This is a genomic window from Actinacidiphila acididurans, assembly GCF_016918855.1.
GTDB lineage: Bacteria > Actinomycetota > Actinomycetes > Streptomycetales > Streptomycetaceae > Actinacidiphila > Actinacidiphila acididurans.
The window spans coordinates 77,646-101,127 of the sequence record NZ_JADKYB010000030.1 but is presented as its reverse complement, the minus strand read 5'-3'; the positions used below and the strand labels follow the sequence as shown (position 1 = coordinate 101,127).

38 protein-coding genes are annotated in these 23,482 nt (G+C 71.4%); 5 read left to right on the top strand and 33 right to left on the bottom strand.

The window, feature by feature from the left end; genetic code table 11:
• From ITX44_RS36995 to ITX44_RS36980, 4 genes are all read left to right on the top strand, one after another.
• On the top strand, positions 1-404 hold a 404-nt coding region (locus tag ITX44_RS36995; RefSeq protein WP_205363717.1), incomplete at its 5' end, for a hypothetical protein.
• On the top strand, positions 401-667 hold the full coding sequence (locus ITX44_RS36990; RefSeq protein WP_205363715.1) for a hypothetical protein: 267 nt from the start codon (positions 401-403) through the stop codon (positions 665-667). The genes ITX44_RS36995 and ITX44_RS36990, both read left to right, overlap by 4 nt.
• Before the next feature lie 8 nt (positions 668-675).
• Positions 676-1,107 (top strand): hypothetical protein, encoded by a 432-nt coding sequence (locus tag ITX44_RS36985; protein WP_205363713.1) that lies wholly within the window; start codon positions 676-678, stop codon positions 1,105-1,107.
• A 14-nt stretch (positions 1,108-1,121) separates the two neighbouring features.
• Positions 1,122-1,538, top strand: coding sequence for a hypothetical protein (locus ITX44_RS36980; protein ID WP_205363712.1), 417 nt, complete (start codon positions 1,122-1,124; stop codon positions 1,536-1,538).
• 988 nt (positions 1,539-2,526) lie between these two features.
• Here ITX44_RS36980 and ITX44_RS36975 read toward each other — a convergent pair.
• From ITX44_RS36975 to ITX44_RS36955, 5 genes are all read right to left on the bottom strand, one after another.
• Positions 2,527-3,525, bottom strand: coding sequence for a hypothetical protein (locus ITX44_RS36975; RefSeq protein WP_205363711.1), 999 nt, complete (start codon positions 3,523-3,525; stop codon positions 2,527-2,529).
• Between the two features lie 9 nt (positions 3,526-3,534).
• A complete protein-coding gene (locus tag ITX44_RS36970; RefSeq protein ID WP_205363710.1) occupies positions 3,535-4,407 on the bottom strand; it encodes a COG3415 family protein in 873 nt (290 codons plus the stop codon).
• On the bottom strand, positions 4,404-4,943 hold the full coding sequence (locus ITX44_RS36965; RefSeq protein WP_205363709.1) for a hypothetical protein: 540 nt from the start codon (positions 4,941-4,943) through the stop codon (positions 4,404-4,406). Before ITX44_RS36965 ends, ITX44_RS36970 begins: the two co-directional genes overlap by 4 nt.
• 105 nt (positions 4,944-5,048) lie before the next feature.
• Positions 5,049-5,954 carry a hypothetical protein gene (locus ITX44_RS36960; RefSeq protein ID WP_205363708.1) on the bottom strand — a complete coding sequence of 302 codons (906 nt, stop codon included), beginning with the start codon at positions 5,952-5,954 and terminating at the stop codon, positions 5,049-5,051.
• Between the two features lie 57 nt (positions 5,955-6,011).
• Positions 6,012-6,527: a hypothetical protein gene (locus ITX44_RS36955; protein WP_205363707.1), complete on the bottom strand. Its 516-nt coding sequence runs from the start codon at positions 6,525-6,527 to the stop codon at positions 6,012-6,014.
• 170 nt (positions 6,528-6,697) lie between these two features.
• On the opposite strand from ITX44_RS36955, the gene ITX44_RS36950 reads away from it, so the two are divergent.
• A complete protein-coding gene (locus ITX44_RS36950; RefSeq protein WP_205363705.1) occupies positions 6,698-7,588 on the top strand; it encodes a hypothetical protein in 891 nt (296 codons plus the stop codon).
• Here ITX44_RS36950 and ITX44_RS36945 read toward each other — a convergent pair.
• The 28 genes from ITX44_RS36945 to ITX44_RS36810 all read right to left on the bottom strand — a co-directional run bounded on the left by ITX44_RS36945 (position 7,577) and on the right by ITX44_RS36810 (position 23,419).
• Positions 7,577-7,978 (bottom strand): hypothetical protein, encoded by a 402-nt coding sequence (locus ITX44_RS36945; RefSeq protein ID WP_205363703.1) that lies wholly within the window; start codon positions 7,976-7,978, stop codon positions 7,577-7,579. The two genes, ITX44_RS36950 and ITX44_RS36945, sit on opposite strands and share 12 nt — an antisense overlap.
• Before the next feature lie 2 nt (positions 7,979-7,980).
• Positions 7,981-8,688 (bottom strand): hypothetical protein, encoded by a 708-nt coding sequence (locus ITX44_RS36940; RefSeq protein WP_205363702.1) that lies wholly within the window; start codon positions 8,686-8,688, stop codon positions 7,981-7,983.
• Positions 8,685-8,993 carry a hypothetical protein gene (locus ITX44_RS36935; RefSeq protein ID WP_205363701.1) on the bottom strand — a complete coding sequence of 103 codons (309 nt, stop codon included), beginning with the start codon at positions 8,991-8,993 and terminating at the stop codon, positions 8,685-8,687. Before ITX44_RS36935 ends, ITX44_RS36940 begins: the two co-directional genes overlap by 4 nt.
• Positions 8,990-9,175 carry a hypothetical protein gene (locus ITX44_RS36930; protein WP_205363700.1) on the bottom strand — a complete coding sequence of 62 codons (186 nt, stop codon included), beginning with the start codon at positions 9,173-9,175 and terminating at the stop codon, positions 8,990-8,992. Before ITX44_RS36930 ends, ITX44_RS36935 begins: the two co-directional genes overlap by 4 nt.
• Positions 9,172-9,453 (bottom strand): hypothetical protein, encoded by a 282-nt coding sequence (locus tag ITX44_RS36925; RefSeq protein WP_205363699.1) that lies wholly within the window; start codon positions 9,451-9,453, stop codon positions 9,172-9,174. The genes ITX44_RS36930 and ITX44_RS36925 overlap by 4 nt, the downstream gene beginning before the upstream one ends.
• A complete protein-coding gene (locus tag ITX44_RS36920; RefSeq protein ID WP_205363698.1) occupies positions 9,450-9,782 on the bottom strand; it encodes a hypothetical protein in 333 nt (110 codons plus the stop codon). The genes ITX44_RS36925 and ITX44_RS36920 overlap by 4 nt, the downstream gene beginning before the upstream one ends.
• Before the next feature lie 29 nt (positions 9,783-9,811).
• Positions 9,812-10,516, bottom strand: coding sequence for a hypothetical protein (locus ITX44_RS36915; RefSeq protein ID WP_205363697.1), 705 nt, complete (start codon positions 10,514-10,516; stop codon positions 9,812-9,814).
• Positions 10,513-11,442 (bottom strand): hypothetical protein, encoded by a 930-nt coding sequence (locus ITX44_RS36910; protein WP_205363695.1) that lies wholly within the window; start codon positions 11,440-11,442, stop codon positions 10,513-10,515. The genes ITX44_RS36915 and ITX44_RS36910 overlap by 4 nt, the downstream gene beginning before the upstream one ends.
• A gap of 17 nt (positions 11,443-11,459) precedes the next feature.
• The gene (locus ITX44_RS36905; RefSeq protein ID WP_205363693.1) at positions 11,460-11,819 is read right to left on the bottom strand and encodes a hypothetical protein; all 360 of its coding nucleotides are present in this window, start codon (positions 11,817-11,819) and stop codon (positions 11,460-11,462) included.
• Positions 11,816-12,319 (bottom strand): hypothetical protein, encoded by a 504-nt coding sequence (locus ITX44_RS36900; protein WP_205363691.1) that lies wholly within the window; start codon positions 12,317-12,319, stop codon positions 11,816-11,818. Before ITX44_RS36900 ends, ITX44_RS36905 begins: the two co-directional genes overlap by 4 nt.
• Positions 12,320-12,333: 14 nt before the next feature.
• Positions 12,334-12,768, bottom strand: coding sequence for a hypothetical protein (locus tag ITX44_RS36895; protein WP_205363689.1), 435 nt, complete (start codon positions 12,766-12,768; stop codon positions 12,334-12,336).
• Positions 12,769-12,863: 95 nt separating this feature from the next.
• Positions 12,864-13,136, bottom strand: coding sequence for a hypothetical protein (locus ITX44_RS36890; protein WP_205363687.1), 273 nt, complete (start codon positions 13,134-13,136; stop codon positions 12,864-12,866).
• A 20-nt stretch (positions 13,137-13,156) separates the two neighbouring features.
• Complete coding sequence (locus ITX44_RS36885) at positions 13,157-13,552, bottom strand: hypothetical protein (RefSeq protein WP_205363685.1); 396 nt, start codon at positions 13,550-13,552, stop codon at positions 13,157-13,159.
• 17 nt (positions 13,553-13,569) lie between these two features.
• Positions 13,570-13,956, bottom strand: coding sequence for a WYL domain-containing protein (locus ITX44_RS36880; protein WP_205363683.1), 387 nt, complete (start codon positions 13,954-13,956; stop codon positions 13,570-13,572).
• An 89-nt stretch (positions 13,957-14,045) separates the two neighbouring features.
• Positions 14,046-14,849 carry a hypothetical protein gene (locus ITX44_RS36875; protein WP_205363676.1) on the bottom strand — a complete coding sequence of 268 codons (804 nt, stop codon included), beginning with the start codon at positions 14,847-14,849 and terminating at the stop codon, positions 14,046-14,048.
• Positions 14,846-15,304, bottom strand: coding sequence for a WhiB family transcriptional regulator (locus ITX44_RS43150; RefSeq protein WP_372441085.1), 459 nt, complete (start codon positions 15,302-15,304; stop codon positions 14,846-14,848). Before ITX44_RS43150 ends, ITX44_RS36875 begins: the two co-directional genes overlap by 4 nt.
• Complete coding sequence (locus tag ITX44_RS36865; protein WP_205363674.1) at positions 15,301-15,900, bottom strand: hypothetical protein; 600 nt, start codon at positions 15,898-15,900, stop codon at positions 15,301-15,303. The genes ITX44_RS43150 and ITX44_RS36865 overlap by 4 nt, the downstream gene beginning before the upstream one ends.
• Positions 15,897-16,136: a hypothetical protein gene (locus tag ITX44_RS36860; RefSeq protein WP_205363673.1), complete on the bottom strand. Its 240-nt coding sequence runs from the start codon at positions 16,134-16,136 to the stop codon at positions 15,897-15,899. The genes ITX44_RS36865 and ITX44_RS36860 overlap by 4 nt, the downstream gene beginning before the upstream one ends.
• Positions 16,133-17,203 (bottom strand): DUF5131 family protein, encoded by a 1,071-nt coding sequence (locus tag ITX44_RS36855; RefSeq protein ID WP_205363671.1) that lies wholly within the window; start codon positions 17,201-17,203, stop codon positions 16,133-16,135. Before ITX44_RS36855 ends, ITX44_RS36860 begins: the two co-directional genes overlap by 4 nt.
• A 5-nt stretch (positions 17,204-17,208) precedes the next feature.
• A complete protein-coding gene (locus ITX44_RS36850; RefSeq protein WP_205363669.1) occupies positions 17,209-17,718 on the bottom strand; it encodes a hypothetical protein in 510 nt (169 codons plus the stop codon).
• Positions 17,715-18,125 (bottom strand): hypothetical protein, encoded by a 411-nt coding sequence (locus tag ITX44_RS36845; protein WP_205363668.1) that lies wholly within the window; start codon positions 18,123-18,125, stop codon positions 17,715-17,717. The genes ITX44_RS36850 and ITX44_RS36845 overlap by 4 nt, the downstream gene beginning before the upstream one ends.
• Positions 18,126-18,227: 102 nt before the next feature.
• A complete protein-coding gene (locus ITX44_RS36840) occupies positions 18,228-18,644 on the bottom strand; it encodes a hypothetical protein (protein WP_205363667.1) in 417 nt (138 codons plus the stop codon).
• A 174-nt stretch (positions 18,645-18,818) separates the two neighbouring features.
• A complete protein-coding gene (locus ITX44_RS36835) occupies positions 18,819-19,034 on the bottom strand; it encodes a hypothetical protein (protein ID WP_205363666.1) in 216 nt (71 codons plus the stop codon).
• Positions 19,035-19,168: 134 nt separating this feature from the next.
• Complete coding sequence (locus ITX44_RS36830; protein ID WP_205363665.1) at positions 19,169-19,720, bottom strand: hypothetical protein; 552 nt, start codon at positions 19,718-19,720, stop codon at positions 19,169-19,171.
• Between the two features lie 291 nt (positions 19,721-20,011).
• A complete protein-coding gene (locus ITX44_RS36825) occupies positions 20,012-20,260 on the bottom strand; it encodes a hypothetical protein (protein ID WP_205363663.1) in 249 nt (82 codons plus the stop codon).
• Positions 20,261-21,017: 757 nt separating this feature from the next.
• Positions 21,018-21,887, bottom strand: coding sequence for a hypothetical protein (locus ITX44_RS36820; protein WP_205363661.1), 870 nt, complete (start codon positions 21,885-21,887; stop codon positions 21,018-21,020).
• A complete protein-coding gene (locus ITX44_RS36815) occupies positions 21,884-22,867 on the bottom strand; it encodes a ParA family protein (RefSeq protein ID WP_205363659.1) in 984 nt (327 codons plus the stop codon). Before ITX44_RS36815 ends, ITX44_RS36820 begins: the two co-directional genes overlap by 4 nt.
• Before the next feature lie 297 nt (positions 22,868-23,164).
• Complete coding sequence (locus ITX44_RS36810; protein ID WP_205363657.1) at positions 23,165-23,419, bottom strand: hypothetical protein; 255 nt, start codon at positions 23,417-23,419, stop codon at positions 23,165-23,167.
• Positions 23,420-23,482: the final 63 nt, after the last annotated feature.

Sequence of the window (23,482 nt, the reverse complement as noted above, 5' to 3'; positions counted from 1 at the left end):
GGCGGGACGAGGAAGACTTTCGGAACACCAAGGGCATCTGCGGCGACACGGCGTCCGAGTACGTGGTGGAGAAGCTGCCTGACACGGGCTGGCACAAGCTCCACTACTTCTGCCCCCGCCACCAGGACCATCTCACCCGTTTGCGGGAGCAGGTGCGGGAGCAGAACGGGCGCTCCCCGGAGCCGATCCCGAATGCCGGTGGGCTGTTGCCGTCGTACTTCGAAGCGGACTGGGAGACCGTCTACCGGGCCCGCCGCGGCCCGTTGTGGAAGCCGCCCGTGTACGGGATCCGCGCGGACGACTGGCCGATCCCCGGCCGGGACCCGGTGCCGCCCCGGGCCCGCCTGCGGCTCATCATCGGCGGCACCGACCTCGACACCAGCGCCACCGAGGGCACGAGTTGACCGGCAAGCCGGCCGTCCTCGACGACTACGTTCCCGGCCGCAAGTACGTCGTCCCGGTCGCGCCCCTCGACCCCGCCACTGAGCGGGTCGACCGGCATCTGACCGTCCTCATCTGGGATCCCGGCACCGAGGAGTGGGGGAACGGCGTGGCGCTGTGCGGCCGCGCCGTCGCCCGGGGGCCCGCCACCGGGGAGGGTGACTGCTGCCGGGACTGCATCACCATCCTCAACATCTACCCGCGCCACCTGATCGAGCAGGAATAGGCCCAGCCGTGACCGAGAAACCCACCATCAGCCCCGACCCGGGCATCCCGGACCACGTGCTGCTGCACCTCCCGGACATCTCGTACTGGGACACGCAGGTGTGGTCCGCGGATGTCGGCCTGCGCGCGGACGTACTGCCCGCGCTGCGGGACGCCATCAACGAGCGCCTCGCGGCCGACAGCCCGGACCCGGAGTTGGTGCGGATCCGGGAGGCTCTGGCCCGCGAGTACGACCGGCGCCGCAGCCGCCTCGACAACGACCTGGTCCCCGCGCACGCCCGAGAGCAGGTGACCGGCGAACTGATCGGGCTCCGGGGAGCGCTCGGGATCGCCCTCGGCCACTCAGTGGCCGGAGGCACAGCCGATGAAGCCGGTGAGCTGTACTACCAGCAGTGGCTGGCCGGCCGGACCCCCAACGCCACCACGACCACCACCGACTGAACGGAGCCACCATCTTGAGACCCGACCGATTCCAGGCGTTCGTGCTCGAGCAGCTCGGCGCGCACCCGGCGGTGGCGCAGGCCGCCCCCCTCGCGGAGACGGGTGAGACCCGGTACCCGTACGGTGTCGCCGTGAAGCTGACCGCGGGCGGGGAGTTCCGGTGGCAGATCACCGCGGAGTCCGCCCCGGGCGACCGGTACAGCGAGCCGGAGCAGCCGGTGGAGGGTGATCCGGCCCCCGGCGTTCAGGCCCCGGCGGTCAGCGGTCCGTATGGGCTGGCGGACGCGGACGCCTTCATGGCGCACGTGCTGACCGCGGGCCGCTCCGCCGAGCTGCGGGCCGTGCAGCGTCGCGACGGCGGCCTGACGGTCACCTGCCACAACCGGGCCCGCCTCTACCTGCGCGCCCTGCCCATACCGGCCCAACGCTGACGGGCCCGTGACGGTGCTCGGCCCGGGCGGTACCGTGTGGGACCTGCCCGGGTGGTCATACCGCGGGCTGGGGCCCCGGCCTTCAGGTGTGCTGAGGCCGGGGCCCTTCACTGTCCCCAGAGGGCCGGTACGAGCCGCGCGGGTACACGGTGATCCACGGCCGGCACCTCTCGCACGGGACGACTTCCTCCGGCCGGGACAGCAGCCGACGCACCTCAGCCCGAGTGTGATGGGTCCAGCCCGGCGGATGCCGTCCGGCCGGCCAGTCGATACACGTACCGCCATGGACCACGGACCGCCGCTTCATCGTCCCGTCCGGGGCGCGCTCGCCGGGCTGCAGGCGCCACCACGGCTGATCGTCACTCTTCGGGGCGCCGTGGGAGGCGCGCACCACAGGCGGGTCAGGCTCCCAATCGGCGGGGCGGAACGGGCCGGTCATGCCACCGACCCTACGGCCCCAGGTGCGAGAGTCGGCGCCCCGCGGACCTGGCTCAGTGCTGGCGATGCGGGGCGTAGACGTAGACGTTGTAGTGCTGCTTGCACCAGCCTTTCGCCTCGTGGGGGCGCAGGCATCCTGGCTGAGCGCACCCCCGGCGCCCGTAAGTCTGCTCGGCCGGCCCGATTCGCCCGGTCCGGTACCACTGGAAGTAGTGGCGCTCGCACAGGTGATGTGCGCGGGCCTTCATCGCGTAACACCTTGGAACGGCGCACGGCGGCAGCGACATCGTGGGCATGGGTGGTGCTGTCAGGATTCTCCCGGGCTGCAAGCCGAGGACGCCGCGTAGCACGGGAAGCGGGAGACCGAACCGGCTGGCGATCTCCGTTGGCGGTACGCCCCTTTGGTGGAGGGCTTGCAGGAGACGCACCTGGACCTGAGTTTTCACCTTCGGCATCGTAGAGGAATTTGGGTCGAATGCCCGGTATCGGCATACGCATATAGAGCGGCCCCCTCGCATGGAGGGGGCCACTCGGAAGTCTCGCCGGGTGGTTACCGGCGCAGGATGTTGACGAGCTTGTCCGGGTCGAGCAGGGGCGCCCCGTTGGGGCCTTTGACGTGGGTGTTGATCCAGATCGGCCGGTGGTCCTGCCGGGAGGGATACCAGTGGTTGCGCCAGTGGCCTCGGACCAGCCACCGGTGCTGGTACGTGCGGCCCGGGCCGCCGGCGTCCGCCTGTGCTTCGGGGCCGAACCCGCGGTGGCGTAACTGGACGTACCGGGTGGCGGCGAGCATGCCCGGGTCGATACGGCGGATGAACTTGACCGCGGACCGTGGGGGCTCGATGTCGCGGGCGGTGGCCAGGGTCTGGCCCATGAGCAGCCAGGTGACGACGAGGGCCCGTTCGACCTGCTGAAGCCAGCCCAGGGTGCGGGCCCGGTCCTCCTGCTCGTACAGGGACAGGCCCGGCGGCGGGGCGGAGAACAGCCAGCCGGGCAGTTTCCCGAACGGCAGCCAGGTCTCGGCCATGGCGGTGATGGGCTGCGGGTACCGCTGGCGGACGGCGCGGACTTCGTCGGGGGTCAGGTCGCGGATCCCGGCCCGGGCGTCGCCTTCGGCCATGTACGTCAGCCAGTCCTCGCGGTGGACCCAGGTGCGCACCGCGACCCCGCCGGTGCGCACGGCCCAGGTGACGGCAATGACCGGGGCGGTGGTGGCCTCACCGCCGCGCAGGCCCTGGTTGACGGGTTCTTCCCACATCAGCAGGCCGTGCTGGGCGGGGAGTTCCTCGGGGTGGAGCCGGTAGGCGGGGAGGGCCTCGCCGGCGGCGACGGCGAGGCGGGTCATGTCGGTGGCGACGAAGAACAGTTCGGCGGCGCGCAGCGAGGCGGCCCACCGTCCGGCGTTGGCCCGCTCCTGGACGGCGGTCTGTCCGTCGAAGCCCTCGGACCAGGCGACGGGGCCGCCGTTCGGGCCGGTGTCGGTGAGCCACTCGGCGAGTTCGGCGCGGATCGCGGGGAGCTGGGGCGCGGTGATGGTGGGGGCAGTCATCGTCGGCGGTCATTCCTCGTTGCGGGGAAGTGGGAGACGGTGCCCGGCGAGAGCGGTGGCGCGCCGTGGGGGAAGTCCCAGTTCTTTCCCCCATCGGGAGATCGTGTGTCCGGCGACGCCGAGGCGCTTGCCGATGGTGGCCATCGGAATGGACAGATCCCCCCACAGTTCCCGTATGACCTTCTCCCGGTCCGGCGTCAGCGAACTCTTGGGGCCAGCGTTGGTTTTGGGCGGGAGCGCCGCAGCCAGACGGGGGTGTCGGCGCGCCGCGTATCGCAGTGCCGTGGCGCTGGTGTGGATGGCCTCTGCTGCTTCCGTCACTGATCCCCCTCCTTCCAACACGCTGGCCGCCTCATCCAAACGGGTTTCGGAGAGTTTGCGTACCGCGGCGGCCTTGGTCGCACGCAGCCACGCCATCACGGCTTCCTCGGCGGCGGCGAAGCCCGGCTCCTGCTGGCGGTAGTCAGCAAGGCGGTTGGAAGTGAGTCCGGTGATGGTCAGGGCGAGTTGGGCGGATCCGCCCGTGCGCGTCAGGGCCGCGAGGTATTCGCCCATCCGTGCGGCCTTCTGCACCTCCGGGGGCATGCCGTCCAAGGCGGCACGCAACTCGCCGTCGAGAATTGATGCCGCTGCCAGCTTCTTCAGCGACACACCGGCGTGGGCGGCGGCGGCATCTGCGGTCCGTCCGGCGTTGAGTGCGGCCAGGAAGGTGGTGCGCTCGTCCTCCGTGAGCCCCCGGTATCGTCCGGCCTCGGCGTTGTGGGCTATGCGGCAGCGGACGCAACGTCCGCCGCGGCGCCAGCCGGTGGGGGTACCGCAGTAGGAGCCGCCCTCGGCGCACCCGCTGGGCGCGGAAGTCCTGGCAGTGGTTACCTTGCTCACCGCTGCGCGCCCTTGGGGAGGAGGCCGGCCTTGGCCAGGGCGGTGTCGAGGTCGTCGCCGGCGTGAGCGTCCCGGACGGCCAGGCACGCCTCCAGCACGGCGTACGCGCGCAGGCGGGGCCAGGAGCGGATGGTGGAGGCGAGGTTGCTGCGGTGCCAGTCGGGGCCGTCCTCGTCGTCGCCGTAGGCGTCCTCTACCTCGGCGGCGAGGAGTTCCGAGGCGTTCGTGATCCAGTGGGCGGTGGGCAGCAGCGACCACACGGCGTCCAGGATCATCACCACCTGGCTGCGGTGGAGCTCGGCGGCGGCCGCGGCGAGTTCGGTGTTCAGCAGGTCGTAGAAGACGGCCAGGTCCCGGGCGGCGACCGTGCCGATCTGGGGCAGCTCGCCGTCCTTCGGTACGGGGCCGCCGTAGACGGGTTCGTTGCGGACGTCCGGGTAGGCGCGGCGGGCCTCCAGGCGGTCGGCGAGGGGGCCGCGTGCGCGGAAGCGGGCGATGGGGGATTCGCCGGTGGTGGCGGGGCGTCCAGCGGGCATGGGAAGGGGCTCCTGTTCGGTAGGGTGACGGCCGTCGCGACCCCCGGCATTACCGGTGCTGGGGGCCGCGACGTGGACGTTATGCGGGGCGACGGGCCGGTGAGGTCAGTGGTCCTCGTCCGCGTCCTTCGCGTCCAGGGCGGTGCGCATGGCGACCGCCTCGGTGTCGGTCAGCTCGCCCTCCATGCAGTCGATCTCGCCGTCCATGTCCGTCGCGCCCTCCTGCGGGGCGACGACCAGGTACACGTCCGGGTCGTCCATGCTCAGGCCGTGGCCGGTCGCCCACTCCAGCACGGTCTCGGGGATGGCGATCCCGGCCGGCTCGGGCTGCACGGCGTACGCGTCCGGGGAGGGCCCGCGCATCACCGACCAGTACACCTCCTTGTCCTGCCGCAGCATCTCGTCGCGCAGGCCCCGCAGGTGGGCGTCCAGGCCCTCGCACACCACGGTGGAGCCCTCTCCGCACGAGGCGAGGTTGGACAGGATGTCGGCGGCGATCTCGTCCAGGCGCTCGTCGGTGGTCGCCGCGGTGATGCCGTACTCCTCGGCCTCGTCGCCGTTGACGGCGCCGTCGATGTCCCACACGGCGATGACGTCGTCGGTGTCGAAGTAGGCGTCGACCGGGCCCGGGTTGAAGACGTTGCCGAGCCTCTCGGCGATCTCGTTCTCGGCGGCCTGCGCGTCCGCCCCGAGGGTGGCGACGTTGTTGTTGCCGTCCCAGTCCACGGTGGAGTCAGCGAGGATCCGCTCCGCCAGCGGCCGCAACTCCTCCATCACCCGGTTCGCGGCCTGCGCTGTCAGCAGCGGGATGCCGTAGCGGCGCTCGATGCCGTGGAACACGTCGAACGGGACGGCGTTGCCGATCTCCGCGTTGTACGTGGCCCACATCCGGGCGTCCTCCAGGTCCAGGGCGATGTACGCCGGCTGGGGCTCGGACTGGCCGTCGTAGTGCCGGTACAGCTCGATGGGGTCGGTGCACTCGCGGATGGTGACGGCGGTGGTGGTGGCCATGGCGTGGTGTCCGTTTCCGGTTGAGGGTGACATCGGGGCGGTGCGGGTGGTGCGGTGTCAGAGGGCGGCGACGGCCGCGCGGATGCCGGCGTTGACGGTGGCGAAGACCTCGCTGCGGGTGGCGACGCGGGACTCGCTGGAGCCGAGACGGGCGTGGAGCTTGCCGTCAGCGGTGTCGAACCAGACCTTGTCGAGGGAGCCGAGGAGCAGGAGCGCCTGCCGGTTGGCGATCTCCTCGCCGTTCCAGGCGGCCCAGGAGATGTTGCCGGTCTTGTACTGCTCGATCTCCAGCGGCAGGTAGCGGGTCCAGTCGTTGATGTAGACGCGGCGCATCCCGTTCTTCTCCCACAGCCGGCCGCCGATCGCGGTCAGGTTCTCCACGGTCAGGGCGATCGCCTTCGGCGTGCGGCGGGCGGCCTTGAGGGCGGCGATGGCGAGGCGGTGGGCGAGGGAGCCGGCGTCGATGACCCAGCGGCCGGCCTGCTTGGTGGCGGTGATGACGCCGTTGCGGGCCCAGGAGCGGATGGTGGCGATGGTGACCTTGGCTTCGGTGGCGGCGGTCTTGGTGTCCATCGTGGTCCCCTTCCGGGCTGGTTCCTGCTGACATGAATTAGTGTGCCACATTAATTCGGCAGGGGTCAAGCCCACACGAAAAACGACCCCTGTAAGCCTTCCGCCCCGCAAGACACACCCTCCCGGCCCCACGATCGTTGTCCCCCGCGATGAACCCGCAAGACCAACCCGTGACTGACTCCGCCTGTCGCGGCGCGACCAAATGCGGCAAGCCCACCGCCTGGCGCGCCGGCTGTCGCGGGCCGGCCTGCCGACGCGCGCACAACGAGGAGACCAACCGCTACCGCGGACTGCGCGGAGAGCAACTCGCCACCGTCAAACGAGCTCTCCAAGCCGGACAGACCCCGGAAGAAGCGGCATCGGTCGCAGGCGTACGCATGGGCCAGATCACCCAGCGCGCTCAACGCGACCCCGAACTCGCCCAACTCCTCGCCCTGCGCGGCCGCTACACGCTGCCCCTGCGGGCCCGCGCCCAGCAGGCCAGTTACCTGGCCGCCCTGCTGATCGAAGGTGGAAACCCGGACGCCGCCGCCATCGCCGCAGCCGTCCCCGCTCAGCGACTGGCTACCTGGCGGCAAGACCCGCTATTCGCCTCCGCTGCTGCCGCCGTCGCCGCGTTGGCCACCGGCGCCGGCCCTGCCCAGCCGGCCCTGGCCACCGAGGAGAAGGAAAGCTTCCTGCGCGCCCTGCGCTCCACAGGAGACCCGGCCAAAGCCGCCGCCTCACTCGGCGTCCCACTGGAGGTGTACGAAGCCGTCCGCCGCAGCGATCCGGCATGGGCAGCCCGCTGGTACGCCACCCTCTACCCCAGGGGGAAAGCACCCCGCTGGCGCGGGGGCTACCAAAGCCGCACGCGCGACGACCTTCCCGAGATCGACACTGGCCTCCTGACACAGCTCTGGGCAGACCCGGACCTGACGGTCCGCGACATCGCCGCATGCCTCGATACCGACACCGTCCAGGTATGGCGGGCTGCCGAGTCCATACTGCTGCCGCGCAAGAACGGCTCCGCCAGCGAAGACGACAAGGACGACGAGGACGACGAAGCCTTACTCCCCTGACTGAGTGTGGTCGGAGGCGTCGCCGACGGCGGGTGCTATCGGACGGCCCGTACCGTGGCAGGCACACCGGCAGGGCGCCATGTCCTGCTTGCGGGTGAGCCGACACGTGGTGTGCATTGCCCACGTCCAGTCGCTCAGGTCACGCCCTGGCGGGGGCGTGACGGCTTCCAGGGCTTGGGCGGTCTGGCAGGCGGTCGACAGGTACGGCGGCAGGGTGATGAGCGCGAGGACTTGGTCGGGGAGCTTGTCGCGGTCACTGCCGGGCGGCGGGGGCACGTACAGGCACTGGATGGCGGCGAGGACGTGCTCGGCCTGGACGGCGGGGATGAGGGTCCGGCAGTCCTCCAGGACGCGGGTGATGACGGTGAGCGGGTTGGGTGCGGCGGGCATCGTCATGCCTCCTTGGTGGCGGGCGGGTTCTTGCGGGGGCGGCGCTGGCCCGGTTCGGTGGCGGGGAGGGCTTCCCGGGCCTGCCGCTCGATGACGGCGCGCTGCGCCTCGACGAGTTCGGCTAGACGCTGTACCTCGGCTTCGAGTGCGGCCACCTTGGCCTGGTGGCGTTCGTCGGAGCAGATGAGGGGGATCCCGGCGGGCGCAGTCTCGGCTTGCTCGGCGCGTTGGATGCCCGCGCCTGCCGCTTCGGGGTTGGCTTGCCGCATGGCGTCGATCAGGCTGAGTTGCGCTTCGGCTTCCTCGGCGCGCTGTACGGCTGCTGCACGGGCGGCTTCGGACGCGTTGGACGTCTCGTGCGCGATGCGCAGCAGATCCTCGGCCTGCTCGGCGCGCTGTCCGTTGGCGATGGCCCGGTCGGCGTACTGGCCGAGCAGCCCGGTGAGGCGGTCGATCTCCAGCCGGTAGCGGGCGTTGGCGGCGGACAGCGCGCTGTACATCCGGACGGACGCGAGTTCGGATGCGAGCTCGGCCAGCACGGCGGCGGCAGCGGTGTCTGCCTCGCCGAGGGACAGCCGGATCGGCTCCCCGCGCTGCGCCATGGTCAGGGCATTGGGGCCTAGGCGGAGTTGGACGGTCAGCAGGGCCTCGGCGACGCGCTGCGTGAGCGCCTCGTCCACCGGGGCCGGGGCGGGCGTGGGCTCGGTCACGATGTGGTCCTCCTGCGTCGGCGGGGCTGCGGGAATTTGCGGGTGGCCTTGCATGGCGTGTCCGGCGGGTAGCGGAACAGGGTGATGGCGCCGGGCCGGGCGAGCGCGTCTCTGATCTCGATCAGGCGTTCGCCGCCGATCTCCTTTTCAGCGATGCCGAGCACCCAGACGGCGCGCACGGCGTTGGTCATGGTCAGGTCGGTGATGTGGATTTCCCAGCCGAGGTGCTGGCCCGTGAGGTCGCCGAGGCAAGCGTTCCCGGTGTCCGGGTGTGCCGGGTTGCCCGAGGTGGTGGGGTCGGTCATCGCGGGGGCTCCTCCTCGCTGGCGCAGTACGGGCACAGGTCGCGGCCCTTGCGGCGCGTCCATCCGGCGCGGCGGGCCTCCTCGCGGGCTTCGGTGATGGTCCGGGCGGACGGGACGGTGGCGGTGTCCCAGTGCTCGTGGCAGGAGTCGCATTGCAGGAAGGCGCGGACGAAGGCGGTCATCGCGGGTCGCCCCCGCCGGCCGGGGCGGTGGCGGCGGGCCACGCCTGGCGGCAGCCGTTCGAGCGGCAGCGTGCGTGTTCGGGGGCGTCTTCCAGCGTCCAGGTGAGGTCGCGGTTGAGAACGGATCGGCCGCAGCGGGACAGGATGCCTTCACGGGCGGGGCGACCGGAGACGTGGATCACCTTGGCGGTGTGGACGTTCGGGCGCGCGTACCAGGAGGCGTCGCGCATCGCGGCCCACGGCTCCTCGTCGGCGGTGGTGTCGGGTGTGGTGGTCATTGGGTGCCTTCCTGGGTGCAGTGGGTGTCGTGCCAGGTGGGTTTGGCGCTGGTGCAGGCTGCGGTGGCGGGGTGGTGTGCCCAGTAGGCGAGGCGGGCGAGGGCTTGTTCGGCGTGGGCGGGGCAGGCGAGGGTGGCTTTGGGGTGCTGAACGTCGCCCTGCCAGCGGATGTGGACGATGGCCGGCTCACCGCACGGCGGGCCGCCGGGCAAGGTGAGGTCGCGGGTACCGCAGACCGGTACGGAGGCGGCGGGTTGGTGGCCGACGTAGGAGGGGTGGATCTGGATCACGTTGCTGGGGTCGACGGGGTGGGGTGGCGGGGTGGTCACGAGTTTTCCTCTCGGGCCGAGCCCTGTTGTTACTGATTGGTATGGGTGCGACCTGCGGTTTCCCGAGCCCCTGGGGCGGTCTGGGCGGTCATGCGCCCCGTAGCGGCCCGCAGGCCGCCGATGGCGCGGAGCTGTTCACGGAGGCGCTTACGGCCTGCAGCGTCCTCGACATGGCCTGGGTGGACGCATCCGGGGTGCCCGCAGTCGGCCGTGACGTGGCCGACGGGGTCGCGTCCGGTGCGGATCCGGAACGCGACCCGGCCGGGCTTGTGCCGCTGGCCTTCCCAGTACAGGTCGGGGAGCCCGTTCCACAGCAGGTGCCCATCGGCGGTGGGGGTGGTGCGGGCCAGGAAGCGGTCCTCGATACGGGCGGGCGGTGGCGTGCTGGTGGTGGGGGTGATGGTGGTCCAGTGTTCGCGGCCGGCGATGGTGCGGGTGATGGACGAGTCGTGGTCGGGGACGCTGTGGTCGGTGGCGGGGGTGCCGGCGTACTGGTGGTGGAGGTCGTGGATGCGGGCGGCGATGCTGCGGTGGGTGTGGGCGCGTTGGCCGGAGCGGATCTGGCCGAGGCCGGATGCGGCGCATCCGATGCGGGCGGCGAGCCAGGTGACGGGGTATCCGTCGACGGCGAGGGCCTGGAGTTGGGCGCGGGCCTGCGTGGCGTCGATGAGGACGCGGTCGGGCCCGGCACCGGTGGTGGGTGCCGGGCCCTCGAGGCCGTTGGGGCTGGTCATGCCGGTTGCTCGGTGCCGTCCAGGAGGCGGCCGACGGTGTACTGCTCGGCGCCGGTGGGGACGTGGCCGGTGCCGCCACAGTGGTTGCAGGCGGCGACGTTCGCCTCGGTGACCAGGCCGGTCCAGAAGGCGACCTGCCGGTCCCACTCGGCGATGGCCTCGGCGTAGTTGCTGCCGGTGACCCTGCGCGGGACAGGGAGGACGAGTTCGCGGCGCGCGGTGACCGGGACGGTACGGCCGCTCTTGAGCTTCTTCCCGGTGCTCGCGCTGATGTTGGCCTGCCACTTCGTGACGGGCTGCTCGAACGGCACGTCGAGGGTGACGTGAAGGCCGGAGCGCCCCTGGTAGCCGTTGAAGTTGAAGCGGACCCGCGGCATCTTGTCGATGAGCTTGTGGATGTACTCGTCGAGTCCGTCGAGGTACCCGGGGAACAGGTGGGCGTACTCGGGGCGCTGAGTGATCGAGTCGATCAGGTTGACGTGCCAGGTGCGGGCGCCGGTGGCCGGGGGCTCACTGCCGTCGAGGACGGTGAAGGGCCCGTCGATGTGGGTCTCGGTGGGGGGCTGCTCGGCGGTGACGGACTTGTACATGTCCCACAGGCTGTCGGGGACGATGCCGTTGTTGGCCTCGCGGCGCTGCTCCCACTCCGCCACGGTGAGCTCGGACGGGTACTTCACGGACGCGGTGTCCGGGTCGTGAAGGACGTACCGGACGGGCTTCGGGTAGGTCCGGGTGGAGACGGTGATCCGGGTGACCTCATGGTCGGTGGCCCACCAGGTGGTGTCGCCGACCTGGGTCATGGCCAGGCCGTCGGCGAGGACGGCGAGCGTGGTGTTCGGGTCGGTCTTGGGCAGGTGGTAGAGCCAGCGGCCGTCGCCGTGGCGTACGGCGTAGCGGGCGAAGTCGGGGCGGGGCGTGGTGGACATGGGTGGGCGGGTGCCTTTCAGAAGAGGAACGGTTCGCGCCAGGATTGGGGCCAGCGGATGCGGTCGAGGTGGCGCTGAACGCGGGCAAGACGCGCACAAGCGGGGCTGCCGCAGTCCCGGCAAATGAACTCGCCCTCGTCTTCCGGGCTGAGGGAGCTGCCAGTCCAGAAGCCGGTGGCGTGGAAGAGGGCCTGCCTGCGCGCGGCCCGCTCGGCGAGGCGGGCGGCACGGCGCAGGAGCATGCGGGTCTTGATCTGCTCCTGGGTGGGCGCCTGCCAGGGGTGCCATCCCACGGGTGGCTTCGAGCGCTGCATGTGTTCGCGCTCCCCGATCCCGCACCAGCGGCAGGCGTACGGTGCGGCCGTGGTGGTAGTCACCGGCCACCGTCCTCGGTGACCTCGGTCCAGTCGCCGCGCCAGTTGGCGCTGGTCAGGTCGGTGACCCGCCATCGGCTGGTCTGTGTGTCGTAGGCCCAGCCGATCGCATGCCGCTCACCAGTGCCCGGGTTCAGGTCGGAGCTGGTGCAGCGGAACGTGTGCCGGTGGCCGAGGCGGTAGGTGTGGCCGGGCTGGAAGAAGTCCGGCGCGGCCTGCACCTGCCCGGCGGCCATGCGGCGCAGTTTCAGGACCGACCGCAACTGCTGGAGCTTTGCTCCCTCTCCGGGCGCGTACAGCTCGTTCACCGCGTCGGCGGACTCGGTCAGCACCTCGGCGCGGGTGACCGTCGGGTGCCAGTGGGAGGTGTCCCCGTCTCCGGGAACGCGCGGCGCGGTGCCGCACTCGCCGGGGTGGGCGGCGAGCCACTGGGGGGAGCATAGCTCCCACCCGGCCTCGCACAGGGCGGCGGCGCGGGCCTCGGCGCAGGTGGTATCGGGCATGGGCGGCTGGCCTTTCAGGCGGTCTCGGCAGTCGGGGTGGGCATGTCGGTCTCGGTGCCGTCGAGGGGGATGGGGACCCACAGGACGGTGCGGCCGGTCAGGGTGCGGTACTGGAAGGGCCGGCCTCGCTGGGCGCCGTCCTCGACGGCCTCGGCGATCTGCTGGTCGGTGGCGTCGGCGGCGTACGGCGGGAGGAGTGCGGCGCGGACGGCTTCGCGGGTGTCGGTGCCGCCGGGGCGGCGGACGTTCTGCGTGTCGGCGATGGCGTCCATCTCGTCGTCGGTGATGGCGTCCGTCAGGCCCTCGGCGCGGGCCGGGACGACGATCCGCACGACCTTGCAGGCGCGGTTGTAGCCGATGCACACGTGCGCGGGGCTGCCTACGGGGAGGAAGCCCTTGGCGGTGGGGAGCCCGGAGGTGGTGCCGGGCTGGGCCGTTGTGGTGGTCACGGAGTCCTCCGGGATCGGATCTGCTGTACGGGGAGGTCCGCCGCCGGGCTGCGACCCGGCGGCCGGCGGCGGCCCCGTCCTGGGGGTTTCGGCGGTCAGGCGGGCGGCGCGAACAGGGTGGTCGGCGACGGGCAGTTCGGCTCCGGGTTGATGCGGTCGAAGAAGTCGTCCCAGCCCTCGCGCCAGTCGCCGTTGTAGAGGCCCTCGTTGTCGGCCTGCGCGCGGACGGTCTGTACGTCGTCCACGGCCTCGGTGATGGCTACGGCGCCGATCTCCTGCTGGTAGGCAAGTACAGCGCCCTCGGTGAAGTGCTCCAAGAGGAAGGCGTGGACCTGGGCGGGGGTGCCGGTGAACCGCTGTTCGGTCATGGTGGGTGGTCCTTCCCCGGTCAGGAGGCGCCGAGGCAGTGGAGGAGGGCGACCGCGCCGGGGGCGCCGGTGGCCAGCGCCGCGTGCACGAGGCGGTCGACGGGGGCGTTGACGTCGGCGAGAACGGCGCGCGCGGTGTCGGGCAGGTTCGGGTCGGCCGGGTGGCAAGCGATGCCGAGCATCCGGGCGAACTGATCGCCGCCGCGCATGCGGTAGGCGTCGGCGCGGTTGGTGCGGTCGTCCGCGATGGGCAGGCTGTAGGCGACCGGGAGGACGCGGCGGTCGACCTGGGAGAGGTAGGTCTCGGCGTACTCGGCGATGCGGCGCCTGCGGTCGGTGCTGGCGGTGGCCAGGGCGGTGAGGGCGTGGCGGGTCTGGCGGGCCGCGGGCGTCTCCGCCGGGGTGATGGTCGGCATGCTGGGCTCCTGGCGGGTCAGGCGGCGGGCGCGAAGTGGGCGGCGGTGGTCGCGGGGCGCTCGTCGCGGGCGATCTCGAACGCAACGAGGGCGGCGACGGTGCGCGGCGCGGGCCGGGCGGGGGTCTCGGTGTCGGGGAGTTCCACCTGGTAGGTGCCGCTGTGGACCGTGTAGGCGCGGATCGAGGAGACCGTGAAGGTGCGGGCCTCGCCGCTCTGGCGGTCCATGGCGCGCAGGATGACGGCGCCCTGCTTGGTGGTCCTGATCTCGAACGTCTCAACGGTCCGAACGGTCTCGGTGCCGTCCTGCTTGGTGTAGGTGATGGTGACGGGGCGCCGGTTGTCCATCGCGCGGACCAGGTCGGTGGTGGTCTTGAGGCTGGTCTGGCGCGCGGTGGCCTTCATCGGTTCCCCCGGGGGTGGTTCGTGTGGTGTGGGGCCCACACTACCCGATAAATGAATACACGCGCAATCGTTTAGCGGGTTCTGGTCGGTCAACTCGCCTCGGCCAGCGCCTCCCCCACGAGCCGGCTGTTCACGAACTCCCGGGAGCCGGGCCGCTGGCCGCCCTTCTGCCTGGACCGGATCGGGCCGCCGACCTCGGCATGCGAACCACCGGAGACGATCCGCTGCACCACCTGCCGTCGCACCCCGTACACGACGGCGACGTCCAGGTCGGTCGCACCGGCCGCCACCCGCTGCCGCATGTCCAGCACTTCCTCCGCCGTGAACGACCGGGGCGCGCTGGCACTCTTCAACTCCGGGAACTGCTCGCCCCGCTTGGCGGCACGCTTGCGCTCCCGGTCCACGAAGTGCTGGGTGGTCGACTTGCCGAGACCGTGCAGTGCGTCGAAGTCGGTCAGGGTCATCCCGGCGCCCAGGCCGCGGGTGATGGCCTCCAGGCGCTCCGCGCGGGTGACGGCCACGCGACGGCCGGCCAGGTACGCCTTCACGGCGACCTCGTCCACCAGGCTGGCATCGCCCTCTTCGGTGTCGCCGGCGTGCTGGTCGGCGAACTGCCGCAGCGTGGTGCGGTCGTCCGGCACCGGGGTGGCTGGCCAGCCGTGCTCCTCGAAGTCCAACCACCCCAAGGTGGCGGCAATCGACTGGTCCGGGTCCGTCAGGCCGGCCAGGACCACGATCAGCGCGTCCTTCTGCGCAGCATCAAGGGCGGCGAGCTGTTCCCGGATGTCCTGGGGGCCGCCGTCGCCGTGGACGATGCACGCGAGGTGGGCGGCGACGGGCAGCATGGCCTCGGCCAGGTCACCGCGGTCCCGCGCGGTGGTCAGGGTGCTCACGACGTGGTCTCCGATCCGGTGGTGGCCGCGGCGTACACGGCGGGGGCCTGGCGCTTCACGATGGCCGTGGCCTCGTTGATCGAGCCGGCATTGGTGTTGTACTCGCGGGCGATCTGGGCCGGCGTCAGGCCCTGGGCGAGGAAAGCGAGGAGCCGGTCGGGGTCGGCTGCGATCTGCTGCGCACGGGTGGTGTGCTTGGCGCCCTCGGGCGGCCGCTTCCACCGGCCGTGCCGCGCTCGCCGCTCGCTCTCGTCCAGGCCGCCGAGGATCCCGTGGTCCTGGCCGGTCTCCAGCGCCCACTCCAGGCAGTCCGGCTGTACCGGGCAGCCCCGGCAGACCATCTTCGCCAGTTCCTGATCGGCCAACTTGGTCGAGAAGAACAGCTCCGGATCAACGCGGCGGCACGATGCGTGCTTCTCCCAGCCCTGCACGGGCAACAGCTCGATGAGGGTCACGCCGCCTCTCCCTCCTCGGCGTCCAGGAACTCGGGCCAGATCGTCTTCTCCAGCGCCTTGCGGTGGGTCTGCGGGACGGAGCCGACGGACTGCTTCAGCCAGTCCTTCCCGGCGGCCATCAACACGACGGCGTCGGCGGCGTTGTCGTTGCCCTCGGTCGTCCACTGCGGCCACCGGCGGGCGACGGCGTCCACGACGGCGGTCTTCGACGCGTTGCCCTTGCCGGTGGCGTACAGGGCGCGCCCGTTGTTGGGCATCAGCGCGACCGGGACGTACCCGCCGGTGAGGGTGTAGTACAGCTCCCACCACAGCCACGCCCGCTCGTGGGCGCCGCCGCCGGAGCGGGACGGGGCGGGGAGTTCCATCACCACCAGGTCCGGGCAGCCGATCGTCGTCACGACCCGGTTGCGGACGTCCCGCATCGCGGCCATGCGCTCTCGGTGCGGCAGCTTGGTGATGTGGTCCTCCCGCTTCCCGGTCAGCGGGTTGGGGCGCGGCGTGTACCCGATCACCTCGCACCAGCCCAGCGACGACGCGATACCCGTACCGGTCAGCGACGGGTCGAGCCCGACCACCGTCTTGAGCTTCAGCGTCATGCCTTCGCCCTCCCGCGCTGCGGCTCGTACCGCTTGGTCGTGGTGAACACGCCGAAGCCGGCGTGCTCCTGCATCTCGATGCGGGCGCCCTGGTCGAGGTTCTGGGTCAGCACCGAGCGGAGCCTCTTGCGGTCCCGGGTGGTGAAGACCTGCGGCTTCCGTCCGGGCCAGGTGATGACCAGGCGGAACTCCTTGATGTTCTTCGTCTTGTCGCTGTGGCCGCGGCGCCCGCTCATCGGGTCACCGCCGGGAAGGCGCTGTGCTCGGTGCCGTCCAGGAGGCGACCGGCGCGGCCCTTGCCGACGCGGGCCATCAACCAGGTCCGCGGGTCGGCGGGCTGGTGTCCCTCGGCGATGTAGCCATCCGATTCGAGCTGGATCACCCGCTTGCCTTCGACCACCTCCAGCCCGATGGCTTCCAGATGGCCGTCGTCGGTCTCCTCCAGCTCGCCGTACAGCGGGCCGAGGGGCTCCCACTCCCCATGCTGTTTGAAAAAGTAGGGGACGCGGGCCTTCGCGCACTGGTCGCGCAGCGAGCGGGCCCAGTCGGGGTGCATGGGGCGGGCCTTGCGGCCGGACTCGCCGCCGCAAATCACCCAAGAGATCGGGGTGAGGCTAGCCATGCCGAAGCAGAACAGCTCCTTCGGCTCCCGCAGCCCGTACCGGCCGCGGAGCGCGTCCACGACGTACTGGACGTCCCCACGGAACGGAATGCGGGTCAGGTCGACCGGGCCGAGCAGCGGCTCGCACGACAGGAACTTCACCGCGGCCGGAGTGCGAAGCAATTCGGGGATGCGGATGTCGGCCCACTGCTGGTTCTCCACGCTGACGCCCAGCCACAAGTTCGGCAGCGGCCACGCCCAGTCGCCCTCGGGGAGTCCCTTGCCGAGGGCGCGGGAGCGGACCTGCGCGATGAACTCCTTGTCGGTGAGCAGGATGCGCATGCGGGCGTGCCGCTTGGTCAGGAGCTGGAAAGTGTGGCGGCGGGCGGCGGCCATCACACCGAAGATCTCGGCGATCCACGCCTGGTCGACCTCGGAGTGGAACAGGTCGGACATGGAGTTGACGAAGACGCGGGTGGCCTTGCGCCACTTCAGCGGGTCGTTCATCCGGTCTGGCATGACGCGGATGTCGAAGCCGTGGGGGAAGGCGGCGCTGCCGCGGAATCGTTCGGCGATCGTCTCGGCGTAGCAGTTTGTGCACCCGTCGGAGATCTTCGTGCAGCCGGAGACAGGATTCCAGGTGCGGCCGGGGGTGCCGTCGTCGTTGCGGGTCCACTCGATGGTGGTGGACGTGGTGGTCATGCCGGTCAGGCTCCCTTCGCCTGCTGCAGGGTGTGGACGCGGATCCAGCGGCCGTAGAACGCCATCGCGGTTGACGGGATGGGCTGGTCGAGTCCGTGGAGGTCGGCGTGCGCTGTGGTGCAGGTGGCGGTGGAGCGGCGGGCGCCGTCCAGGTCGCTGGCGCCGCGGATGAGGAAGGCGTGCTCGGCGCCCTGGGCGCAGAGGATCAGCGCGGTGAACGGGTCACCGACGGTGCCGCTGTGGCGCAGGACGGTGGCGTAGTCGGTGCGCTGGACGACCTCGCCGGCACCCTCGGTGTGCCAGCCGGCGACCGACGCGGGGATGCCGCGTTCGGTGGCCGCGATGGCGGCGTGGGCGATGCGCCGGTCGGCGTCCTCGCACACGGTCCGGGTGCGCACGGGCAGGGGCTTGGTCAGCTTGACGAGACCGAGGCGGGGCCGGGCGGTCTTCTGCGTGCGGCCTCCTGCGGCGCGGGCGGCAGCGTTCCGGCGTCTGCGTGCGGACTTGGTGCTCATGCGGCCTGTCCCTTCGGGTGGTCGTGGGTGTGGGCGGCGCGGAGGATGCGGCCGATGACCTCGCTGGTGGTGGGCGGGGCGTCGGCGCCGAGGGCAGGTTCGGCGGCGTACCGCTCGATGTGCTCGATGTGGTCGGGCCGGCCGGTGTCGCCGTCGGTGGGCGGCTCGGTGTCGAGGCAGTCGGACAGGGCCTGAATGGCGTACATGGTCTGGGGGTTGGCGGTGATGAGGGCGAGGGCGGCGTCGTCGTCGGCGTGCAGCGCGTCGGGGACGTGGCCGGTGGCGGCGTGGTAGATGGCGGCGGTGACGGTGAGGGCGGTGCCGTGGGCGAAGTGGTCGCCGGTCCACAGGCCGGTGTAGGCGAGGGTGTCGGCGGTGGTGGTGAGGATGTCTTCGGTGGTGCGCATCGGGCGGCCCCTGCGGGTGGTGGCGCGTGGTCGGGTGGGGTGCCCGCCCGGCCCCGGGACCTCGGGGGTCGACCGGTGGCCGGGCGGCGCTGGCGGGGTGGGTCAGAGACTGTCGAGCCACTTGTCGTGGCAGGTGGCGCCGTCCGGGTCGGGGAGGGTGCAGCGCAGGACGCCGTCGTCGGCCTCGTGGACGTTGCGGTCGGCGGTGATGCGGCGGCAGGGGCCGCACTGGGCGAGTTCGTCTGCCGGGCCGAGGTGGAGGCCGATCACGGCGGCCGCGGCGGCGGAGCGGGCGCGGCGCAGGTCGACGTACGGGTTGCCGCCACCGTTGACGACCAGGCCGTCCTCGATTCCGAGCTCCCACAGCGCGTCGCTGGCCAGGGCGGCCTGTTCCGGGCCCAGGTCGGCGGGGTCGATGGCGTCGGCCCGTACGGTCCGCGCGGTGGGGGCCGCCGTGGTGGCCAGGGCGGTCGGGACGGTGTCGGTGGTGGGCGCGTAGGCGTGCGTGAGTACGGCCATGGGTGCCTCCGGGGATGCTCAACCGCCGCGGATGTGGGTGCGGTCGGGGTGTGCTCTACGAGACTACCCCGTAAATGAATACACGCACAAGCATTTAGTTCGGCTGTCTTGGACAGCAGAAAGCCCCGCCCGGGTGGGGGGAACCGGGTCGGGGCTGGGCGGCCGGGCGGCCGGCTAGTTGAGCGTCCGATCGACGAGGTCGCGGTGGGCGACGAAGACGTCGGAGGCGCGGTAGTAGTCGGTCAGACCGCGCCGTTCACGCTGCACACCCCTGAGCTGGTGCGCGAGCTGCTTGTACGTCACCGGGTGTCCGGTGTCCGCCAGGAGGGCGACACCCTCCTTGAGGGAGATCAAATCGCTGACCGGAGGATTGAAGTGAAGAGCGGCCACTGAGGGTCTCCCATCGGCTGGCCTAGGCGTCGCAGCTTCACCAGGCCGTGGAAGTAAGGCTGTTCAGTTGTGATCGTTTCGTGAACGAGACGTGAAGCTATTGCGTCTCGAATCCTAGACTCACGGACAGGGCGTCAGGTTGCAGCCCGAACCGTACGATTCTGCACCGCGTTCTCGGCGATCTGCGCGAGGGTCCACCGGCGCGGCCGGCCGCGCTTGTCGCTGTCGTACACGGTGTTCCTGCACACCGCCGCATTCAGGTCGGGCACCCATTGCAGAGAGAAGCAGCGGCAGGAGGGGCAGCGCTCGGGGCTCAGCGCCCCGGCGTTGCGGGCGAGAACGGCGGCTTCCAGTGCTTGCCGGTAGACGATGGCCTCGCCCGCGCGGCGGGCCGCGTCATCGAGGTGCGGGGTGTGCTGCTCGTACCAGGCGTACACGGCGGCGTGCTCGCGCGGGACCGGTGCCGTCACGTCGGTGTGGGCCCGGGTGTGCTCGACGAGTTCGTCGCGGGCGGCAATCATGTGGTCGAGGATGCCGAGGTCGATCGGGGCGCCGGCCGTGGGACGGGTCCGGCCGGAGGGGTCCGTCGGGCGCCCCCGCAGCGCCCCTTGGGCTGCTGCCAGGTCGGCGACGTTCCGCGCGGCGTACGCAGCGGTGCTGCCGATGGTGTCCTCGCTGATCCCCATGATGGTCCCCCATCCCCATGCCCCAGCCGCGGGGGCGCAGGGTCCAACTCAGGGGCACGCGGGCGCACTCGGGCCGGAGACGGTCACTCCGGGTCTCCTCCGGACGCCCCATGATGGCATGCGTTGACCGGATCAGACACGTCCTGGCGTGTTCCGGTACGGGAATTTCGTACGGTCACCAGACGAGGGGGAAGCGGTGACCTGTGCGTGGTCGTGGGGCGCGCGGTGCGCGGCCGGTGGGGTGGTGTCGCCTGGGCTGGGTCCCGGGCGAGCACCACGGGTGACGGTGCGTCACAGAACGCCGGGGACGGTCCCGGCCGCGTCGAACATGCCAGTGAGCGTTGCGTGCTGCTCGTCGCCGAGTAGGCCGGTGGCGCGGGCCCCGTCGAGGATGAGGCGAAGCGCGTCCACGGAGGTGACGTATGCCTCTGCGGTCTCGGGGTCGGCGAGAGACAGGCCGCGGTTGATGAACATGCCCTGGATCCGCAGGGCGAGGGTGACCAGGGCCGGGTCGGGGAGGGCGGCGCCGGGCTGGGCCATGGGCACGCGCTCCTCGTCGTCGGGTTGGTGGTCGCCGGCCGGGACGGACCGGAGATGGGGGCGCCCCGGGGGCGCGAGAGGTGATCCTGCCGCAGCGGACATGGCGTCTCCACCCGGCTCGGAAGGGGAGGGCCTTCACGGGGCGCGGGTGCCGGGCGGCCCGTACCCCTGTGCAGGCCACTGTGACACCTTCCCGCGGGTGGTGGCATGTGCGTACATGAGAATTGGCGTCAACGTGACGATGCCTGGCGGGGTGTTTGGGCCATCTGCGGCGGGTGGGGCGGGGTATCATCCGCCGCCTCGCACAAGCGTGCGGGTGATCCTCCGGCCGGGACTCGGGGGCGCCGAGCGGCGGCCGTGCTCCACGGTGGCGCGAGCCTTCGGGTGGGCGCGCGGCCCGCACGACGCGGTCAGCGTACCGCGCAACCTCCCGGGCCAGGTAGAGAACGGACAGACAGGGCGGTGGCGAGTCCTCGATGCGCGCAGGGCGGCGGTGCCCGGTAGAGGCGGGGCTGCGACCCGCATGCCAGGCCCCGCGCCCCGGCGGTCCCGGAGGGTTCCCGAAGGGACCCGATCCCGGAACAGGGGCCACGGTGCCCCGCGTTGACGCCAAGACGGAAGACTGATTCCGCATCATCACCCGATCGGGCGACCTTGTTTTACATCATGTAGTAACTCTGTGATCTGGCGTATCCACCAGTAACAGCAGTGCCCGCCCCCGAGGGCCGAAGGGGCGGGCACCGGGCAACCGGGCGTATCAGCGGCGCCGCTTGGCCTCGGCCTGCGGCAGGTAGAACTCCAGGGCGACATCCAGGAACTCGCTGCGGTTGTCGAAGCCGTACTCGGCCGCGAGCTGGTCGTAGCGCGCGAGTTCGGCCAGGGACGGCCGGAACGACTGCTGCACCGTGTCCCGGGCCCGGCCCCGGACGGCCTGCCCGGCCGTCGGCACGTCCCCGAACAGGCCGTCGGGGTCGTCGTCCTCCTCGAACGCCGGGGCCTGCCGGTGCCGGACGTGCTCCCTCATCTGCCCCCACAGGTCGTTGCGGTGGGCGTGGAGGACGGCGCGTTTGACGACGACGGCGTTGGTGGGCTCGACGCCGCGTTCGATCTTCTGCGCGAGCTGGTAGGCGGCGAACCGGTCGCGTACGGACGAGGACACGTTGATGGTGACCTGGGTGGTCCGGCCTTCCCCCACCGCGGCGGCAGGGGGCGCGGGGAGCGGCCGGGCCACAGCGTGGACCAGTCCCGGGGCCGACGTGGGCTCCGGCTGTGGGGCGGCCGGTCGTACGGCCACCTCGGCCCGTACGGCCTTGGGTGCCTCGGGCGTGGTGGTCTCCTGCTCGCGCTGCTCAGGCACGGCGACCCCGGCCGCTTCGGCCTCCGGACCGGCCTGGTCGGGTTCTGCCGCCTGAACCAGGGGCTCAGCAGCGGTGCCCCGAACGTCCTCGGGTGCGGGCGTTTCACCGGCGTCCGGCTCGGGCGCGGCCGCGGGCGGCGGCTCCGGTGCCTGCTCCTGCTTCTCCTTCCGTCCTCTGCCGCGGCGCTGGGTGCGGGAGAAGGCGTTCGCCACCAGGGCGTCGTCGTCGGGCAAGCCGTCGGTGTACGTGGTCTCCGCGGTGTCGCTCACGCCTCTTCACCCTCCTCTTCTGCTTCGTCGTCCGCGGGCTCGTTGAGGGCGGTGAGGGCCTGCAGAAGCTCTATGGTCATGGACTGGTAGTCGCCGGCGAGCTTCTTCATCGATTCGCGCAGGCCCGGGTCCAGGCTGGTGTCGGAGCGGAGTTCCTGGGGGACCTTGCCGACCTTGCGCGCGTGGACGGCGGCGGCCTCGACGTGCCGGATGGTCTGCTCGAAGACGGGGGCGGCGCCCTTGAGGTCGGCCTCCAGGCTGTCCTTGATGTTGCGCTGGACCTTGGTGGCGCTGCTGTTGGTGGCGAAGAGGACCACGCCGAGGAGTTCCAGCAGTTCGTTGTGGTCGGACGCCGTGACGAAGCGGCGGGCGACGGTGCGCAGGCCCTTGCGGCTGGAGGGGTCGGACTTGCTCGGGATGAGCACGGTGTCGCCGGCCACGAGCGCCTGGAGTTGGAGGACTTCGGAGCCGGGGGCGACATCGAGGATGATCAGGTCGTAGTCGTCCCGGACGGTGTCGAGGGCGGCGGCGTACATGCTCATCCATGTGGTGTCGCCGGTTTCCTTGGCGTGGCGGCGCTGGACGTACAGCTCCTCCACCACGTCCTCCAGGTGGTCGCCGCCGGGGACGACGAACAAGTTGGGGCGGGCATGGCCGGTGGGCGCCAGGGGCTTGCCTTCGAGGACCGCGGCGGCCTGGGCCTGTCCCCCGTCGTCGAGCGGTTTCCCGGTGAAGCCCAGGTCTTCGCCGTTGTTGCCCTGCTCATCCATCTCCACCAGCAGCACCCGCTTGCCGATCTTGGCGATGGCGACGGCGATGGCTGCGGACAGACTGCTCTTGCCGACGCCGCCCTTGCCGTTGACGATCACGATGACCTTGCGGTCGAGGGCGTCGCCCTCGACCGCATCACGGCGGCGGGTGGCGGCGCGTCTCACCTCAGCCAGGTCCACGAGTTCGAGCGGGACGGTCTGTGTGGGCATCGGGGGGCCTCCCTGTGCGGGCTGGTGCTGGTGCTGGGCACCGAGGCTACACAGCGCCCGGCGCGGCGCGGCGGGGACCTGCCGGTGGCCGGTTGACGGGGTGTCGATTCACCCGCCCAGCGCGGTGCCGGGGCCGTCGTCGGTGGTGGTGGCGGCGTGCACGGCACCTAGCGTGCTATAGGTCACGGCCCCTAGTGGGGTGGCTAGTGGCTCGTATAGCACTGTGGCTAGCGTGGCGTATGGCACTGGCCCTGGCGTGGCGAATCGTCCGGCGCCCGAGCCGACCCCGCAACTGCATCAGGCCACGGGAGCACGAGACTGCTGATGCAGGTCCCACAGCCAACTGGTGAGTACCTGCCGGTGCAGGTCCCACAGCCAGCGTTGCTCCAAGCGTTCCTGCGCCTTGTGCCAGGCGGCCCGGTCCATGGGGATGTGCCCGTTGGGGTGTGGGCAGTACAGGGTGAAGCCTGGATGGCGGGGGCACTCGGTCTTCCCTGCGGTGGGGCAGTAGTAGGCGTCCGGGCAGCAGGCGGTGGGGTCGGGCTGGGGCATGTGCGGGTCCGTTCGTGTGGTGGTCGGTGGGTCGGCTGGCTGGGTGTTCGGGGCGCTGCCGTG

Excerpts from the sequence above, each read along its gene's own strand:
- ITX44_RS36975 (WP_205363711.1), bottom strand. The coding sequence starts at position 3,525 with ATGACTGCCCCCACCATCACCGCGCCCCAGCTCCCCGCGATCCGCGCC.
- ITX44_RS36965 (WP_205363709.1), bottom strand. The coding sequence starts at position 4,943 with ATGCCCGCTGGACGCCCCGCCACCACCGGCGAATCCCCCATCGCCCGC.
- ITX44_RS36960 (WP_205363708.1), bottom strand. The coding sequence starts at position 5,954 with ATGGCCACCACCACCGCCGTCACCATCCGCGAGTGCACCGACCCCATC.
- ITX44_RS36955 (WP_205363707.1), bottom strand. The coding sequence starts at position 6,527 with ATGGACACCAAGACCGCCGCCACCGAAGCCAAGGTCACCATCGCCACC.
- ITX44_RS36945 (WP_205363703.1), bottom strand. The coding sequence starts at position 7,978 with ATGCCCGCCGCACCCAACCCGCTCACCGTCATCACCCGCGTCCTGGAG.
- ITX44_RS36935 (WP_205363701.1), bottom strand. The coding sequence starts at position 8,993 with ATGACCGACCCCACCACCTCGGGCAACCCGGCACACCCGGACACCGGG.
- ITX44_RS36930 (WP_205363700.1), bottom strand. The coding sequence starts at position 9,175 with ATGACCGCCTTCGTCCGCGCCTTCCTGCAATGCGACTCCTGCCACGAG.
- ITX44_RS36925 (WP_205363699.1), bottom strand. The coding sequence starts at position 9,453 with ATGACCACCACACCCGACACCACCGCCGACGAGGAGCCGTGGGCCGCG.
- ITX44_RS36915 (WP_205363697.1), bottom strand. The coding sequence starts at position 10,516 with ATGACCAGCCCCAACGGCCTCGAGGGCCCGGCACCCACCACCGGTGCC.
- ITX44_RS36910 (WP_205363695.1), bottom strand. The coding sequence starts at position 11,442 with ATGTCCACCACGCCCCGCCCCGACTTCGCCCGCTACGCCGTACGCCAC.
- ITX44_RS36900 (WP_205363691.1), bottom strand. The coding sequence starts at position 12,319 with ATGCCCGATACCACCTGCGCCGAGGCCCGCGCCGCCGCCCTGTGCGAG.
- ITX44_RS36890 (WP_205363687.1), bottom strand. The coding sequence starts at position 13,136 with ATGACCGAACAGCGGTTCACCGGCACCCCCGCCCAGGTCCACGCCTTC.
- ITX44_RS36885 (WP_205363685.1), bottom strand. The coding sequence starts at position 13,552 with ATGCCGACCATCACCCCGGCGGAGACGCCCGCGGCCCGCCAGACCCGC.
- ITX44_RS36880 (WP_205363683.1), bottom strand. The coding sequence starts at position 13,956 with ATGAAGGCCACCGCGCGCCAGACCAGCCTCAAGACCACCACCGACCTG.
- ITX44_RS36865 (WP_205363674.1), bottom strand. The coding sequence starts at position 15,900 with ATGACGCTGAAGCTCAAGACGGTGGTCGGGCTCGACCCGTCGCTGACC.
- ITX44_RS36860 (WP_205363673.1), bottom strand. The coding sequence starts at position 16,136 with ATGAGCGGGCGCCGCGGCCACAGCGACAAGACGAAGAACATCAAGGAG.
- ITX44_RS36855 (WP_205363671.1), bottom strand. The coding sequence starts at position 17,203 with ATGACCACCACGTCCACCACCATCGAGTGGACCCGCAACGACGACGGC.
- ITX44_RS36850 (WP_205363669.1), bottom strand. The coding sequence starts at position 17,718 with ATGAGCACCAAGTCCGCACGCAGACGCCGGAACGCTGCCGCCCGCGCC.
- ITX44_RS36845 (WP_205363668.1), bottom strand. The coding sequence starts at position 18,125 with ATGCGCACCACCGAAGACATCCTCACCACCACCGCCGACACCCTCGCC.
- ITX44_RS36840 (WP_205363667.1), bottom strand. The coding sequence starts at position 18,644 with ATGGCCGTACTCACGCACGCCTACGCGCCCACCACCGACACCGTCCCG.
- ITX44_RS36830 (WP_205363665.1), bottom strand. The coding sequence starts at position 19,720 with ATGGGGATCAGCGAGGACACCATCGGCAGCACCGCTGCGTACGCCGCG.
- ITX44_RS36825 (WP_205363663.1), bottom strand. The coding sequence starts at position 20,260 with ATGGCCCAGCCCGGCGCCGCCCTCCCCGACCCGGCCCTGGTCACCCTC.
- ITX44_RS36815 (WP_205363659.1), bottom strand. The coding sequence starts at position 22,867 with ATGCCCACACAGACCGTCCCGCTCGAACTCGTGGACCTGGCTGAGGTG.
- ITX44_RS36810 (WP_205363657.1), bottom strand. The coding sequence starts at position 23,419 with ATGCCCCAGCCCGACCCCACCGCCTGCTGCCCGGACGCCTACTACTGC.